General features: G+C 31.5%; 14 protein-coding genes. 4 read left to right on the plus strand and 10 right to left on the minus strand.

Going from position 1 to position 14,369, the window contains the following annotated elements:
- Positions 1–81: 81 nt before the first annotated feature.
- Both LX95_RS04240 and LX95_RS04245 read right to left on the minus strand, forming a co-directional pair.
- Positions 82–498, minus strand: a complete 417-nt coding sequence (locus LX95_RS04240) for a thiol-disulfide oxidoreductase DCC family protein (protein ID WP_111540194.1) — start codon at positions 496–498, stop codon at positions 82–84.
- On the minus strand, positions 498–2,681 hold the full coding sequence (locus tag LX95_RS04245) for an endonuclease MutS2 (RefSeq protein ID WP_111540195.1): 2,184 nt from the start codon (positions 2,679–2,681) through the stop codon (positions 498–500). Before LX95_RS04245 ends, LX95_RS04240 begins: the two co-directional genes overlap by 1 nt.
- 45 nt (positions 2,682–2,726) lie before the next feature.
- Between LX95_RS04245 and LX95_RS04250 the strand changes: the two genes are divergently transcribed.
- Positions 2,727–3,392, plus strand: coding sequence for a uracil-DNA glycosylase (locus LX95_RS04250; RefSeq protein ID WP_111540196.1), 666 nt, complete (start codon positions 2,727–2,729; stop codon positions 3,390–3,392).
- Positions 3,393–3,604: 212 nt separating this feature from the next.
- On the opposite strand, the gene LX95_RS04255 is transcribed toward LX95_RS04250, so the two are convergent.
- The 6 genes from LX95_RS04255 to LX95_RS04280 form a co-directional block, all read right to left on the minus strand.
- The gene (locus LX95_RS04255) at positions 3,605–4,459 is read right to left on the minus strand and encodes a substrate-binding domain-containing protein (protein WP_111540197.1); all 855 of its coding nucleotides are present in this window, start codon (positions 4,457–4,459) and stop codon (positions 3,605–3,607) included.
- A complete protein-coding gene (gene ppk1, locus LX95_RS04260; protein WP_111540198.1) occupies positions 4,456–6,507 on the minus strand; it encodes a polyphosphate kinase 1 in 2,052 nt (683 codons plus the stop codon). Before ppk1 ends, LX95_RS04255 begins: the two co-directional genes overlap by 4 nt.
- Before the next feature lie 71 nt (positions 6,508–6,578).
- Positions 6,579–7,451 (minus strand): nucleoside phosphorylase, encoded by an 873-nt coding sequence (locus LX95_RS04265; RefSeq protein ID WP_111540199.1) that lies wholly within the window; start codon positions 7,449–7,451, stop codon positions 6,579–6,581.
- 2 nt (positions 7,452–7,453) lie between these two features.
- Positions 7,454–8,386, minus strand: coding sequence for a DUF1835 domain-containing protein (locus LX95_RS04270; RefSeq protein WP_111540200.1), 933 nt, complete (start codon positions 8,384–8,386; stop codon positions 7,454–7,456).
- The gene (locus LX95_RS04275) at positions 8,379–8,708 is read right to left on the minus strand and encodes a translation initiation factor (RefSeq protein WP_111540201.1); all 330 of its coding nucleotides are present in this window, start codon (positions 8,706–8,708) and stop codon (positions 8,379–8,381) included. The genes LX95_RS04270 and LX95_RS04275 overlap by 8 nt, the downstream gene beginning before the upstream one ends.
- Before the next feature lie 5 nt (positions 8,709–8,713).
- Positions 8,714–9,673 carry an isopenicillin N synthase family dioxygenase gene (locus LX95_RS04280; RefSeq protein WP_111540202.1) on the minus strand — a complete coding sequence of 320 codons (960 nt, stop codon included), beginning with the start codon at positions 9,671–9,673 and terminating at the stop codon, positions 8,714–8,716.
- Between the two features lie 224 nt (positions 9,674–9,897).
- Here LX95_RS04280 and LX95_RS04285 point away from each other — a divergent pair, with 224 nt between their 5' ends.
- The 3 genes from LX95_RS04285 (at position 9,898) to LX95_RS04295 (ending at position 13,200) form a co-directional block, all read left to right on the plus strand.
- A complete protein-coding gene (locus tag LX95_RS04285; RefSeq protein ID WP_394340388.1) occupies positions 9,898–11,889 on the plus strand; it encodes an alpha-ketoacid dehydrogenase subunit alpha/beta in 1,992 nt (663 codons plus the stop codon).
- 111 nt (positions 11,890–12,000) lie between these two features.
- Complete coding sequence (locus LX95_RS04290; protein WP_111540203.1) at positions 12,001–12,489, plus strand: lipocalin family protein; 489 nt, start codon at positions 12,001–12,003, stop codon at positions 12,487–12,489.
- 15 nt (positions 12,490–12,504) lie between these two features.
- On the plus strand, positions 12,505–13,200 hold the full coding sequence (locus tag LX95_RS04295) for an OmpA family protein (RefSeq protein WP_111540204.1): 696 nt from the start codon (positions 12,505–12,507) through the stop codon (positions 13,198–13,200).
- A 357-nt stretch (positions 13,201–13,557) separates the two neighbouring features.
- Here LX95_RS04295 and hpf read toward each other — a convergent pair whose 3' ends face one another.
- Both hpf and LX95_RS04305 read right to left on the minus strand, forming a co-directional pair.
- Positions 13,558–13,860, minus strand: coding sequence for a ribosome hibernation-promoting factor, HPF/YfiA family (gene hpf / locus LX95_RS04300; protein ID WP_111540205.1), 303 nt, complete (start codon positions 13,858–13,860; stop codon positions 13,558–13,560).
- A 98-nt stretch (positions 13,861–13,958) separates the two neighbouring features.
- Complete coding sequence (locus LX95_RS04305) at positions 13,959–14,363, minus strand: arsenate reductase family protein (protein WP_146240736.1); 405 nt, start codon at positions 14,361–14,363, stop codon at positions 13,959–13,961.
- Between the last annotated feature and the right edge of the window lie 6 nt (positions 14,364–14,369).

Raw genomic sequence — 14,369 nt, forward strand, 5'->3', positions numbered from 1 at the left:
CACTAGACAAACGAAATGCTGAAGAAAAATTAGAAGCAGTTGACTATGAGTTAGTTATTTTAAAAAAATAAATTTTCAGCTTTAATCTAAGAATTTAGCTTTCTCTTCAGGACTAGGCATTCTGCATGTTTCCTTTTTTCCAAACCATTTGTATCGATTTTTTGCAATAATATCATATACACCATCTCTAAAACTTTGAGGAAGTGGTAAAAAAATCCGCGTAAGCGAAATAATCCCTTTTAATCTTTTGAAGATTTGTAGTGCAGCGGTAGATTTTATGTAATAAGCTTCGCCTGGAATAATTAAAATCATGGAGTCTATTTGAGAAGTATCAATTCCGCGTTCTTCTGTGAGTTTTTTTCCAGCCTCACTTTGTAAGGAAGCAAAAACAAATTGATTTTTATGATCTTTTCTTATGATTAAATCAATAGCATTATTACAGAGGGTACAAACTCCATCAAAAAGGATTATTTTTTTGTTTTCTGGTAGATTTTCCATTATTTTTTTGCTCTTTGCACCAGTTCTATCTGCTCAATAGGAACAGAAGAGGTAAACATGCCATAATTAATAATAGCTTTGCCTTTTTCAATTTTATCGATTGTTCCCACAGACCGACTTCCTTCTAAACGAACACGGTCATTTATTTTAAAAGAAACGATTTTTTTCTCTGCTGCTTCTTTTTCAATGATATCTTGTTTAACTTTTTCTTCTTTTTTCTTTTGTCGGATAACCTCTATTTTCTTAACGGCTTCTTTTTTTATCGACTCTTCTTTCTTTTTCTTTTCTTGTATTTTCTTTTTAGATTCTTTCTTTCTCTTAGAATTTTCTATCGCAACAAGCTTTAAAAACTCAGCAATAAGATCTTTCTTTTTATTGTTTCTAAAGAATTTATCGGCTAGATCATCTAATTTCTGACCTAAATAAATATGTTTTTGATTACTATCATATAATTCTTGAAAGCCTTCTAATTTTTGCTGAACTCTGGTATTGATTTCATCTAACTTTTGTTGTTCTTCTTGAGCTTTAAGTTCTTTCTCTTTTAAGTTAGAAGTAGTTTTAGCTAGCTTAGATCGTTCTTGTTGCAACTTAGCAATACTCTTATCGAATCGTATTTTGCCGCGTTCTACTTTCTTTTTAGAACGATTGATTAAGCTGTAAGGGATACCGTTTTTTTGGGCAACTTCAAAAGTGAAAGAACTACCAGCTTCTCCTAGATGCAGTTTAAATAAGGGCTCTAATGTTTTAGAATCGAATAACATATTTGCATTGCTAATCGCTTCGGTTTCTTGAGCCATTTTTTTAAGGTTGGCATAATGCGTAGTGATGATTCCAAAAGATTCTTTTTCGTAAAAAACTTCTAGAAAAGTTTCCGCTAAGGCACCTCCCAGTTCTGGATCACTACCTGTACCAAATTCATCGATTAAAAAAAGTGTCTTATCATTACACTTTCTTAAAAAATGCTTCATGTTTTTTAAGCGGTATGAATAGGTACTTAAATGATTTTCTATACTTTGATTGTCACCAATATCGGTTAATATCTTATCAAAAAAGCATACTCGAGAATATTCGTGAACCGGAATTAATAAACCAGACTGAAGCATAATTTGCAATAATCCCACCGTTTTGAGCGTAATACTCTTACCTCCTGCATTAGGTCCAGAAATAACTATTATTCTATTGTCTTTTGATAACTTTATACTTTGTGGATATGTATTTTCATTCTTCTTTTTATTATTCAAATAAAGAAGCGGATGATATGCTTCCTTAATATCTAACTCTCTTTCATTGCTCAATTTTGGCAATACCGCATTCATAGATTTGCCATATTTTGTTTTGGCAGCAATAACATCTATATCGCTCAATAGGTTTTGATATTCGATGAGCAGTGGACGATATGGTCTAATAATTTCGGTAAGCTGCTTTAAAATGCGATTTATTTCTTCTTTTTCGTCGTATTCTAAATTATTGAGTTCACGAGAGTACCTTAATGTATTTTCGGGTTGCATATAAATGATGCTTCCCGTTTTAGAAGTACCTAAAATTGACCCTTTTACTTTTTTTCGATACATCGCATTTACAGCGAGAACCCGAATGTTATCAACTACAGATTCTTTTATATCATCTAAGTATCCATAACTTTGGTATTTAGATAAATCGCTTACAAAACTAGAATTGATTTGTGAGCGAACGCTATTAATAGACCTACGTATGCTTTGTAAGAGGGGAGAGGCGTTATCTTTAATTTCTCCAAATCTATCGATGACTAACTCTATACCTTCGATTATTTCTTTGGTAAATTCTACCTCGTTAGTAGTCTTGTAGAGCGTAGGGTAGATTTCTTTATATTTTCTAAAAAATAAAATTTGAGCGTTTGCTGTTTGAGAAATAGCAGCAATACGTCTAAAACCTAGTAGTTCCAAACTACTATCTTCTATGGTAAGAAATTTTATTTCATTAAAAATAGGATCAAATCCGTGATTAGGGATTTTAGCCTCTTGCAAATCTGAAGAAAGATATTCTTGGGTTTGATGTAACGCAAATACGGTCTCTTCTTTAGAAGTGAAAGGTTTTAGATTTAATGCTTTTTCTTTACCTAAATTGGTAATGCAATATTCTTCAACTTGACTACAAACTGTAGTAAATTCTAAATCTTTTAAAGTCTTTTCTGTAATTTTTATCATAGCAATTTTCTACTTTCGTAGTAAGGCAAATTTAACGATAATTTTATGAAGGTAAATATCCATGACAGCTGGAAAAATCAATTAAATGAAGAATTTGAAAAATCTTACTTTAAAGATCTAATTTCATTTGTAAAAAATGAATATCAAACTGAAATTTGTTATCCAAAAGGAAGTGATATTTTTGCAGCTTTTGAGTACTGTCATTTTAATGATTTAAAAGTAGTTATCTTGGGGCAAGACCCTTATCACGGAGTCAACCAAGCGAATGGCTTATGTTTCTCTGTAAAAGATGATGTAAAAATGCCACCTTCTTTAATTAATATTTTTAAGGAAATTGAACAAGATGTTGGTCAACCATTTCCAAGTACTGGAAATCTAGAAAGATGGGCTAATCAAGGCGTTTTACTTTTAAATGCCACACTTACTGTTAGAGCTCACGAAGCAGGAAGCCACCAAAAGAAAGGTTGGGAACAGTTTACAGATCAAGTTATTTCAAAGATTTCTAAGAATAGAGAAAATGTAATTTTCTTGCTATGGGGAGGCTTTGCTAAAAAGAAGGTTAAACTTATAGATACTAAAAAGCATCATATTTTAACTTCTGGACATCCTTCACCCTTAAGTGCAAATAGAGGATACTGGTTCGGAAATAAGCATTTTAGTAAAACTAATGCTATTTTAAAAGAAATGAAGCAAAAACCAATAAGTTGGTAACTACTTCACTTCGTATTTCTCTGTATCGATATTTTCATTTTTATTTCTACTGAATAAAAACAAAAAAAGATTAATAAGAAGAAGACTAAATAACACAATTGAAAATATAAACATACCTAAGTTCTTTATCTACTAGATGTAAAAAAGCTGCAAAGGTTGCGTTTATTTTATGATTTATTAATACAAAAGTAATATTAAGTTGTATTTTTTATTTAACCTATTGATTTACAAATGCTTTCGAAATTAGATTTTTGAGTAATTAGATTTAAATCTTCCAATTGATCTTGAATAATTTTAACTTCTTTAGAATTTATTTGCTTTTGACTCCATTCCGTTAGGTCTAACCATTCTAAAATATCTTCTTCGTTTTGCTGATAGTTCTTAGCCAACTGTGTACTTATTTTAGGGATGCTTTTAAAGTCTTTAGTAATTCCGTTAAGGGTATTCAGCATATTTTTTAAATCTGAAGAATTATCAGCAATAAAATCATCTTTACTAACAATAACAAAACATGGCCAAGGAGTAGGACAGTCTGTTATTCTTCTAAATGTACCGTTATCTACCAGTGGTTTTGTTGTAAAATGCTCCCACATAAAATATTGAGCATCATCGTTAGGCAAAGCTTTTACAGCACCTTCAAGGTTTTTTACTACTTCAAATTTTAGATTTCGAGTATCCCACTTTTCATTTTTAGCGTTTACATAAGTCATAAGGTGAGAACCAGAACCAAATCTGCTAATAGCAGAAGTTGTGTTTTCTAATTCATTCATATGCTCATAATCAGACTCTGCTGCGACATGAATTCCCCAAATAAGTGGTGTAGCTATATATTCTTGAATGATTTTAAAAGGTGCTCCATCTTCAATTTCTTTTATGATACCCTCGGTTAAAACAAGCGCAACATCTATCTCATCATTGTGCAAGGCTCTACTTAACTCTCCTGTTCCTCCGTAAAAATCTTGCCAAGTAACATTTATGTTTTGTTCTTTAAATAAACCTTTTTTTAAACCAATATGCCAAGGGTAATTAAAATGTTCTGGTACACCACCAACTCTTATTGACTTCATGCGGAATGCTTTTCTTTTAAATATTGATAAATTTTTGCTTGAGAATTAATTTTCTCGTCTCCTTTTTTAACTTTTACATATTCATTCGCTTCAGAGGCATCTTGTATTCTTGCTTTTTGGTTATCCTTTAATTGTATTTCAAGAATATCCTTTAATTCCTTAAATATTTGTTCATCCATAACGGGAGCAAGAACTTCTATTCTTCGGTCTAAATTTCTTGTCATCCAATCTGCACTTCCAAAATACATTTTTTCCTCTCCATTATTATGAAAAAGGTAGATTCTACCATGTTCCAAAAAGCGATCTACAATACTTGTAATATATATATTTTCACTAATTTGAGGTAAGCCTGCGATTAAGCAAGTAAAACCTCTAACTATTAGTCTTATTTTTACACCACTTTCACTCGCCTTATATAAAAGATTAATGATCTCTGGATCTTCAAGACTATTCATTTTTGCAGTGATTTTAGCTTCTAACCCTGCTTTAGCATAATCTATTTCTTGCAAAATAAGTTTTGTGAAATCTCTTCTTGTATTAAAAGGCGAAATTAACAAGTTTTTAGCTCTAGGGATGATAAGATCCCCCTCTAAAACCTTAAATACTCGTTCTAATTCTTTGGTGATTTTTTTATTTGCAGTAAATAATCCGTGGTCACAATAAATTTTACTGGTTTCACTGTTAAAATTACCTGTCCCAATATATGCGTATCTTAATTTTTCTCCATTTTCTATTCGTTCTACGAAAAATATTTTTGAATGAACTTTTATTTTTGGATAACTATAAATAACTTTAGCTCCTTTCTTCTCGAATTTTCTTCCCCAAGTAATATTATTTTCTTCATCAAAACGAGCTTTCGCTTCAATAAAAACGGTCACTTCTTTCCCTTGTTCTAAAGCTTTTAGAAGCGATGTAGTAAGTTTAGACTCATCGGCAACTCGGTAAAAAGAAATTTTAATTGCGGTGACATCATTATCATTTGCTGCTTTTTCTATAAAATTTTCTACATAAGAAAAAGACATATAAGGAAAATGAACTAATAAATCCTTTTCTTTAATTGAAGCAAAGTAATCCTGAGAATTTTCTAATTCGCGATGCGGAATAGGAGATAGAGGTTCAAATTTTAAACTTTTATTATCGGAAGGATTTGGGAAACTGAAAAAATCACTAAAATTATGATACCTTCCTCCAGGCATCATATCTATTTTTCCTAAACCTAAATGCCTTCTTAGTTTTTTCTGAAAATCTTTTGGCATTTGGGCATCGTACAATAAACGTGTAGGTTGCCCATCTGTTCGCTGAGCTAAAGAATCGTAAATCTTTTCAGCTAAAACACCATCATATTGATCATCGATATATAACTCTGCATCTCGAGACATTTTTATCTCATAAATGCCTGTAACTTCTTCATTGGGAAACACCGATGACATTTTATAGCGAACAATATCGTCTATAAATGTGATGTAAAAATCTTTCTTAGAATTAAATGTATAAAATCTACCGTGATCGTTTAATGGAATATTTACAAAACCTACTTTTTCATTTTCTTTGAAAGTCACAAAAAAATAAATCGTATTATTTTCAATAAAAATACGTTTCTCCTTTTCAAAATCTACAATTTGAGGCTGCAGAGATTTTTCAATATTATTTTTATAAAATGTATTTATTTCTTGTTTTTGGTCGGCAGAAAAATCCGTATCATTTATAAGATGAATGTTGTTTTTTGCTAATTCAGGAATAATCTGATCGTGAAAAATTTCACCAAACTCTTGTTGTTGTTGAGAAACTATGCTTAGAATTTGTTTTACTTTTTTAGAAGGTTTTAAGGCAAGCTTTTTACGTAAACTCTTTTTAATTCTTTTAATTTGCCTAAGTTGTGATACCCTAACCCTAAAATACTCATCTAAATTAGAAGAAAAAATAGCTAAGAATTTTAATCTTTCATAAAGCGGATTATCTTCATCTTCCGCTTCTTGTAAAACACGTTTATTGAAGTTTAACCAATCAAGATCTCTGTGTTTTAGATTATTAAATTCTGGGTCTAGCATAGATTATAATTTCTTCAAAACTACAAATTAAGCCCTCCTTTAGCGGCTAAAGTTCTGTTAAATAAAGCCTATTATATAGTAGCCATTTTGTTTAAAGTAAATATAATGAGGTCTTCTACGGCTTGTAAAGGATCATTACTAAAATCTCCAGTTTCTCTATTCGCTATAATTGCATTCATAGATAGCGCTCTGTGACCTAATAGCTTAGACATACCGTAAATACCACTTGTTTCCATTTCTAGATTAGTAATTTTATAATCTTGATACTTAAAACTGGTTAATTCATCTATAAAATTTTCATCTTGTAAGCTTGCTCTCAAAACACGGCCTTGCGGACCGTAAAAGCCAACGTTTGTACCTGTGATTCCTTTAAAAACCTTTTCATCTTTTGTAAAGTGATTTAAAAGGGTTTTACTAGAATTTACTACATAAGGTGTCGCTTTATGTGGATGTAAATTTAAGTGTTCTTGAAGTTTATTGGCAATACCTTTCTCTAAGAATTCATCACTCTCGTAATAGTATAGGAGTCCATCAAAACCAATCGCTTTTTCTGACGCTAAAAAAGAATTTACAGGAATATCTTTTTGAATAGATCCCGATGTTCCAATTCTTACAAAAGTAAGTTGTTGGTGTTCTTTTTTGATCTTCCTAGTTTCTAAATCTATATTTACTAAAGCATCTAACTCATTAAAAACAATATCTATATTATCAGTACCAATACCAGTTGAAACTACCGTTATTCTTCTGTTTTTATAAGTTCCCGTTTGGGTTTGAAACTCCCTTTTTTGGGTTTTAAATTCAACATTATCAAAATGTTTTGTAATGCTATCTATACGGTCTGGATCACCAACCGTAATGATGTAATTAGATATGTTTTCTGGTTTTAAATTAAGATGATATATACTACCATCTGGATTTAATATTAGCTCAGATTCTTTAATCATATTTATAATTTTAATAGCTTATGAGAGTCTTTATTGTAGAGGAAATCATATTTATAGGCTCCACCAAAAACCATATTATCCTTCATCTCTCTATAAAAGTTTTCTTCGTTATTTATAATAGACATTCCCTTCTCATTGAGAATTAACCTATCTTTTGTGTAGACCGTAAAATTACTTAACTTATCAATTAATTTTTGCATTTGTAAATCCCCATAACCATAATAGCCTTGATATTGTAAGCTATACCCTAACCATTGATGGGCAGAAGTAATATGGTAGTTATTTATTAAATTTAAAAGATTTTCTTCTAATACATTTAATCCTGTTGTAGCGTTAGGAAATCGTTCTAAATGAGCCCTTAGACAACTTGATAAATATTTAAAATTAGAATCTTTGCTAAGTAAGGGAACTATTTTTTTTGGATTTTTTTCGTTGTAAAGCGTCCAAATATGTAAAGCAAGCTCTATATCATCTTTTGTTAGTAAAATACGATTCTCGTATTCTTGCTTAACTTCTTCGGAAGTTAATTCGGCTAGACCTTTCAATTTGTTTTCGCCTTTAATTCTTCCGCTACAGATAAGGTAAATAGGAATATCAAATTCTAAATCGGATAACAACTGAATAGCTGCCAGCATATTCATGTGACAAAACAGATCATATTCAAACCACAAGTTGATTTCAGAATATTGATTATTTTCAAGAATAGAAAATTGAGATATAAATTTATCTTCATATTCACTTGGCGGAATATGATAATACTTAGATAAAAAAGCTTTTCTAACTTCTTTAAAACTTGAAGTATTAAGATGTATTTCTGTAGGTCCCTCGCAAAGCATCTCTCTCCAAACGAATTTTTTTCCGTTAAGGTTTAGATGAATTAAAGAGGTTAAAACACTATCACCATTTATGATATGTAGTGTACGAGAATTATCCACCAACGCGCTTTACTTGAAAGCCCTTTTCTTTTAACATTTCCATAATTTGGGGACGATAATCACCTTGAATAATGATTTGCTCATTTTTAGTAGATCCGCCAACACCTAGAGTTGTTTTGAGGTCTTTAGCTAAAATTTTAAAATCTTCATCGGCTCCTGTGTAACCTTCAATGATGGTAACAGGCTTACCTTTTCTTTTTTCATATTTGCAAATAAGCGGATCGTCTTGTAACCAAATTCCGTTTTGGTCCTCCTCATGATTTTCTGGTTCACTGACTTCGTGATCTGGAAAAAGATTTTTTAACTGATCTTTTAAATCCATAATTACTATGCTTTATCTTCTTTAATCAAACCTATTTCTACCAATCGCTGGTGTAAAAATTCTCCGGCAGTAATATCTTCATATTGCTTAGGGTGATTTTCATCAATACACTCTTCTAAACAATCTAATTTCATTTCACTACGAGGATGCATAAAAAATGGAATTGAATACCTAGGTTGTGACCATTGTTCTTTTGGTGGGTTGATCACACGGTGAATAGTTGATCTCAATTTATTATTGGTGTGTCTTTCTAACATATCACCTACGTTTATCACCAATTCGTCTTCTTCAGGAATAGCATCAATCCATTCTCCATCTTTTCTTAATACTTGTAAACCGCCAGTAGAAGCACCCATTAACAGAGTAATAAGATTAATATCACCGTGAGCTCCAGCTCTTACTGCGCCTTTAGGTTCTTCAGTAATAGGAGGGTAGTGGATAGGTCTTAAAATACTATTACCATTACTCGCCCAATGATCAAAATAGTTTTCGTCTAAATTGATATATAAGGCTAATGCACGAAGAACATAAATTCCTGTTTTTTCTAGCATTCTATAAGCTTCCATCCCGGTTTTATTAAAGTCTTTTAGCTCTTCAACCTGAACGTTTTCTGGATAATCTTCTATTAAATTTACATCTTCTGAGGGTTCTTGACCAAAATGCCAAAATTCTTTTAGATCGCCCTCTTTCTTTCCCTTAGCATGCTCTTTCCCAAAAGAGATATAACCTCTTTGTCCGCCTAATCCTTCGATTTCGTATTTCTCTTTAGTCTCTAAAGAAAGATCAAAAAAGGACTTTACTTCTTTATAGAGTTCACTTACAAGATCATCGCTTAAAAAGTGGTTTTTTAAAGATACAAAACCTATTTCTTCATAAGCTTTACCAATTTCGTTTACAAACTTTTCTTTACGTTTAGGATCATCAGACAAAAAATCTGAAAGATCTACACTTGGTATATTATTCATTGACATATGTATTCAAATTCTGGTTATCTAACAAAGTTAATTAAATTCTTTCATTCTTTTATAATTACTCAGTTATAACATAAAAAAAGCTTTTATAAAATATTTATTTTTAAAATTATTCGTTTTTAAAATAAATCTATTGTTGATGAAAATTATATATAAAAAAGTCTAACGTATAATTTAATTCTTTTTAAATTTGATTAACTAAAATGTAATTATAAACTATGCTTCCCGAAATAAGTTATTCTTCAACTACCTTAGATTCTAATCAACTTACTCAACTTTTCTTTAAAATGCTAAAACCTAGGCTTATTGAAGAAAAAATGCTCATTTTACTTCGTCAAGGGCGTATTTCTAAATGGTTTAGTGGGATTGGTCAAGAAGCTATATCGGTAGGAGTAACCAGTTGTTTGTTCCCTGATGAATATGTACTTCCCATGCATCGTAATTTGGGAGTTTTTACTGCTAAAGAAGTTCCGCTTCATCGCTTGTTCTCTCAGTGGCAAGGGAAAAAATCTGGTTTTACTAAAGGTCGTGACCGTAGTTTTCATTTTGGTACTCAAGAGTATAAAATTATAGGAATGATTTCGCATTTGGGTCCGCAATTAGGTGTAGCCGATGGCATCGCTTTAGCGCATCAATTCCGTAAAGAAAAAAAAATAACAGCTGTATTTACAGGTGAAGGAGGGACAAGCGAAGGTGATTTTCACGAAGCTTTAAACATCGCATCTGTATGGGATTTACCAGTGTTATTTTGTATAGAAAATAATGGATACGGATTATCAACTCCTACAACAGAACAATATAAGTGTGAAAATCTTGCTGACAGAGGTGCTGGCTACGGAATTGAATCTCATATTATTGATGGTAATAATATCATTGAAGTATATACTAAAGTTAATGAGATTGCAGAAAGCATGCGAGAAAACCCTCGACCTATTTTAATTGAGTTTAAAACATTTAGAATGCGAGGGCATGAAGAAGCAAGTGGTACCAAATATGTTCCGCAAGAATTGATGGATTTTTGGGAAAAGAAAGATCCTATAGAAAATTTTAAAAAGTATTTATTGTCAGAAGGAATCTTAACGGAAGAAAAAATAGCACACCAAGAAGACTTAATAAAGGCAGAAATTAGTGCACACCTTAAGATGGCTGATGATGAAGAGGTAATTTCTTCTACTGTAGAGAATGAGATTAAAGATGTATACCAACATTTTAATTTTACACCTACACTCCCTAAAACATCACAAAAAGAAGAAGTTCGATTTATTGATGCTATTTCTCAAGGTTTAAAACAATCTATGCAACGCCATGAAAATCTAATTCTCATGGGGCAAGATGTAGCAGATTATGGAGGGGTTTTCAAAATTACCGAAGGTTTTTTAGAAGAATTTGGTCGTGAACGTATAAAAAACACTCCTATTTGTGAATCTGGGATTGTAAGTACTGCCATGGGATTGTCTATTAACGGAATCAAATCTGTCGTAGAATTACAGTTTAGTGATTTCGTTTCTTCAGGTTTTAATCCTATTGTGAATTACTTGGCAAAAGTACATTACCGATGGAATCAAAACGCCGATGTTGTTTTAAGAATGCCATGTGGTGCAGGAGTAGGTGCAGGACCATTTCATAGTCAAACCAATGAAGCTTGGTTTACAAAAACTCCCGGATTAAAAGTTGTTTACCCTGCTTTTCCATACGATGCTAAGGGTTTGATGGCTACTGCGATTGAAGATCCTAACCCTGTACTTTTCTTTGAACATAAAGCCTTATATAGAAGTATTCGTCAAGAAGTACCAGTAGATTACTATAGCTTACCTTTTGGTAAAGCGGCACAGCTTAGGGAAGGAGATAAAGTAAGTATCATTACTTATGGAGCGGGTGTTCATTGGGCGATTGAGGTTTTAAATAAAAACTCTCATATTCAGGCAGATTTATTAGATTTAAGAAGCTTACAGCCTTTAGATAAAGAAGCTATATTTAATTCCGTAAAGAAAACAGGGAAAGTGATTATTCTTCAAGAAGACAGTTTATTTGGAGGGATTGCTTCAGATATTTCGGCGATGATATCAGAAGAGTGTTTTGAATATCTTGATGCTCCTGTAAAACGAGTAGGGAGTTTAGAGACCCCAATTCCTTTTTCAAAAAATTTAGAAGATCAATATCTCGCTAAAGCGGAATTTGAAACAGAACTAGAAAAACTAATAGCTTATTAATCCCTCAACTTTTAGGTGTTTTTTAACAAGTTTTCGTTAATTTTTCTTAATTCTAAATTTTTAACTGAAGTTCATAATTATTTTTGAACTCATAACAACCAAATATTAATTATGAAAAAAACAGTTTTATTGCTTTTAGTAGCTATCGTTGCAGTTTCTTGTGGTACTACTAAAATTGAAAGACAAGCAGAAAGAACCTTTAAAGGAGATTGGACATTAACTAGTATTACTTATCCAAATAATTCTGGATTTGTAGACGTTACTTTATTCCAAGATGCTTCATCTAAATGTTTTACCAATTCTAGTTGGAATTTTGTATCTAATAATAACCAAGGTAGCTATATGCAAAGCGGTTCTGGTTGCGATACAGCTATGAGAGAATTTGTATGGTCTGTACAAGAAATAAATCAAACAACTGGTCTTTATAACTTTACACTTAAAGTGCTAAAAGAAGGAGAAAACGCAAGAAAAGTAGATACAGGTTACCGACTAAAATTAGCAAGTCTAAGCGAAAATAACATGACTTGGGAACAAACTGTTTCTTATGAAGGAAAGCCATTCTTAATTAGAATGGAATTTATTAAAAGCATTAACCAATAAATCTCAATAAAAATTATGAAATACGTAAATAAATCTCTAGCTCTAATTGTCGCAGTTGCTTTTCTTTTAACTGGGTGTGACGCTATAAAAAATGCTAATAATACTCAAAAAGGTGGTGCCATTGGTGCCGGTGGAGGAGCTGTAATTGGCGGTGTAATAGGTAACAATGTAGGTGATGGAAATAATACTGCTTTAGGTGCCATTATAGGTGGTGTCGTAGGTGGTGCTGCAGGAGCTTACATTGGTAATAGAATGGATAAGCAAGCACAAGAAATTGAGAATGAAATCCCTGGTGCCGAAGTGACTAGAGTAGGAGAGGGAATTAGTGTAACATTTGATGAAAATAGTGGTGTTTACTTTGATACCAACAAATCTGGTGTAAATGCAAAATCTCAAGAAACTTTAAATACCCTTATCGGAATTTTTAAAGAATATCCTAATACAAACGTATTAGTTGAAGGACATACAGATAATACAGGAAGTGAAGAATACAACCTTACTTTATCGAAGAAAAGAGCACAATCTGTAACTGATTACTTAACCTCAAGCGGTCTTTCTTCTGGAAGATTTACTACCAAATGGTACGGAGAAACTCAGCCAAAATATGATAACAATACGGTTGATGGAAGAGCAAAAAACAGAAGAGTTGAATTAGCTATTGTTGCTAATGAAGAACTTAAAGAAGAAGCAAAGCAACAGTCAGGGAACTAGTAGTATATAAATTTTATTTTATCATTAAAACCCACTCATTATATGAGTGGGTTTTTTGTATCTAATTGCTTTATTTAAATTAAATGAACTCCTTTAAAATATTACTAAGACAGTTAAATAGAAATTTTTGATTAAATCTATATACGTTATAGCTTTATATTAACAAATCTTGTTTTGGTTGATCTTAAAAAGTATAAATTTTTAGAATAATATGAAACTAATGGTCAATAAAATTAATACTCTTAAAGTTTGGGGATCTTAATTTAATATTATAAAGAACTAAAATTAAAGTTGAATGCATAAAAAAGGTCTTGTAATTAACTACAAGACCTTTTCTTAATTAAATATGCGTTACAACTAATGCGTTTGCATTTTCTCTTTTCTCTTTTGAAGCTGAGTTTTTATCTCATTTGTACATTTACTAATTGCCATATCAAAATTCTCTTCATTTGCAGAGGCAAATACTAAAGGACCTGGTAAACTTAGTTTAATTTCACAAATTCTACCTTCATCTGTTGATGATGAATTTTCAGTTTTAAAGTAAACTTCAGCACCAACTAAAAAATCAAATCTGGTTTTTAATTTATTAATTTTTTCTGTTACAACTTCTTCTAAGCGTGTACTCGCTTTTACGTGTACATAATTAAAATTTATATCCATAGTTAAGTTTTTTGTTACCTCTAAGATACATCTATAATGACATTTTTCCTAACTATTTAATAGTCTTTTAGTAAAAATTTGGTAATAACCGAGAGATACTATTTCTTTTCAATTTCTCCAGTATCTGGCTTAAATAGCTTAGATATGTCGGCTGTTTTGCTAGCTTGTAAAGCTTTTTCTCCTCTAATAGCAATAGGATAAACAAGCGTCTCTGGGTGATTTTCTAAAACCTTCATTGCATCGTGATCTTCTAAACTCACTTTAGTATCGCCATACTTATTTTTGAAAGTAGGATGATCTTGCTGTATTAAATCAAAAACATTTTTACCAAGCATTTCTGCAATTTCTGCCCACTCGGTTCCTGTGATTTTAGTCTCTTTTAAATCTATCGTTAAAGCCTTTGCATCTGAAGCTTCGGCTTGTGCTCTACATTGTTTACCCAATTCACTATCAGAATGGAATAAAACGAGTAATTGTCTTTCACTTTTGGCTAGTATGCTCATATCCAT

The organism is Mesonia algae (assembly GCF_003253545.1).
Taxonomy (GTDB): Bacteria; Bacteroidota; Bacteroidia; order Flavobacteriales; family Flavobacteriaceae; genus Mesonia; species Mesonia algae.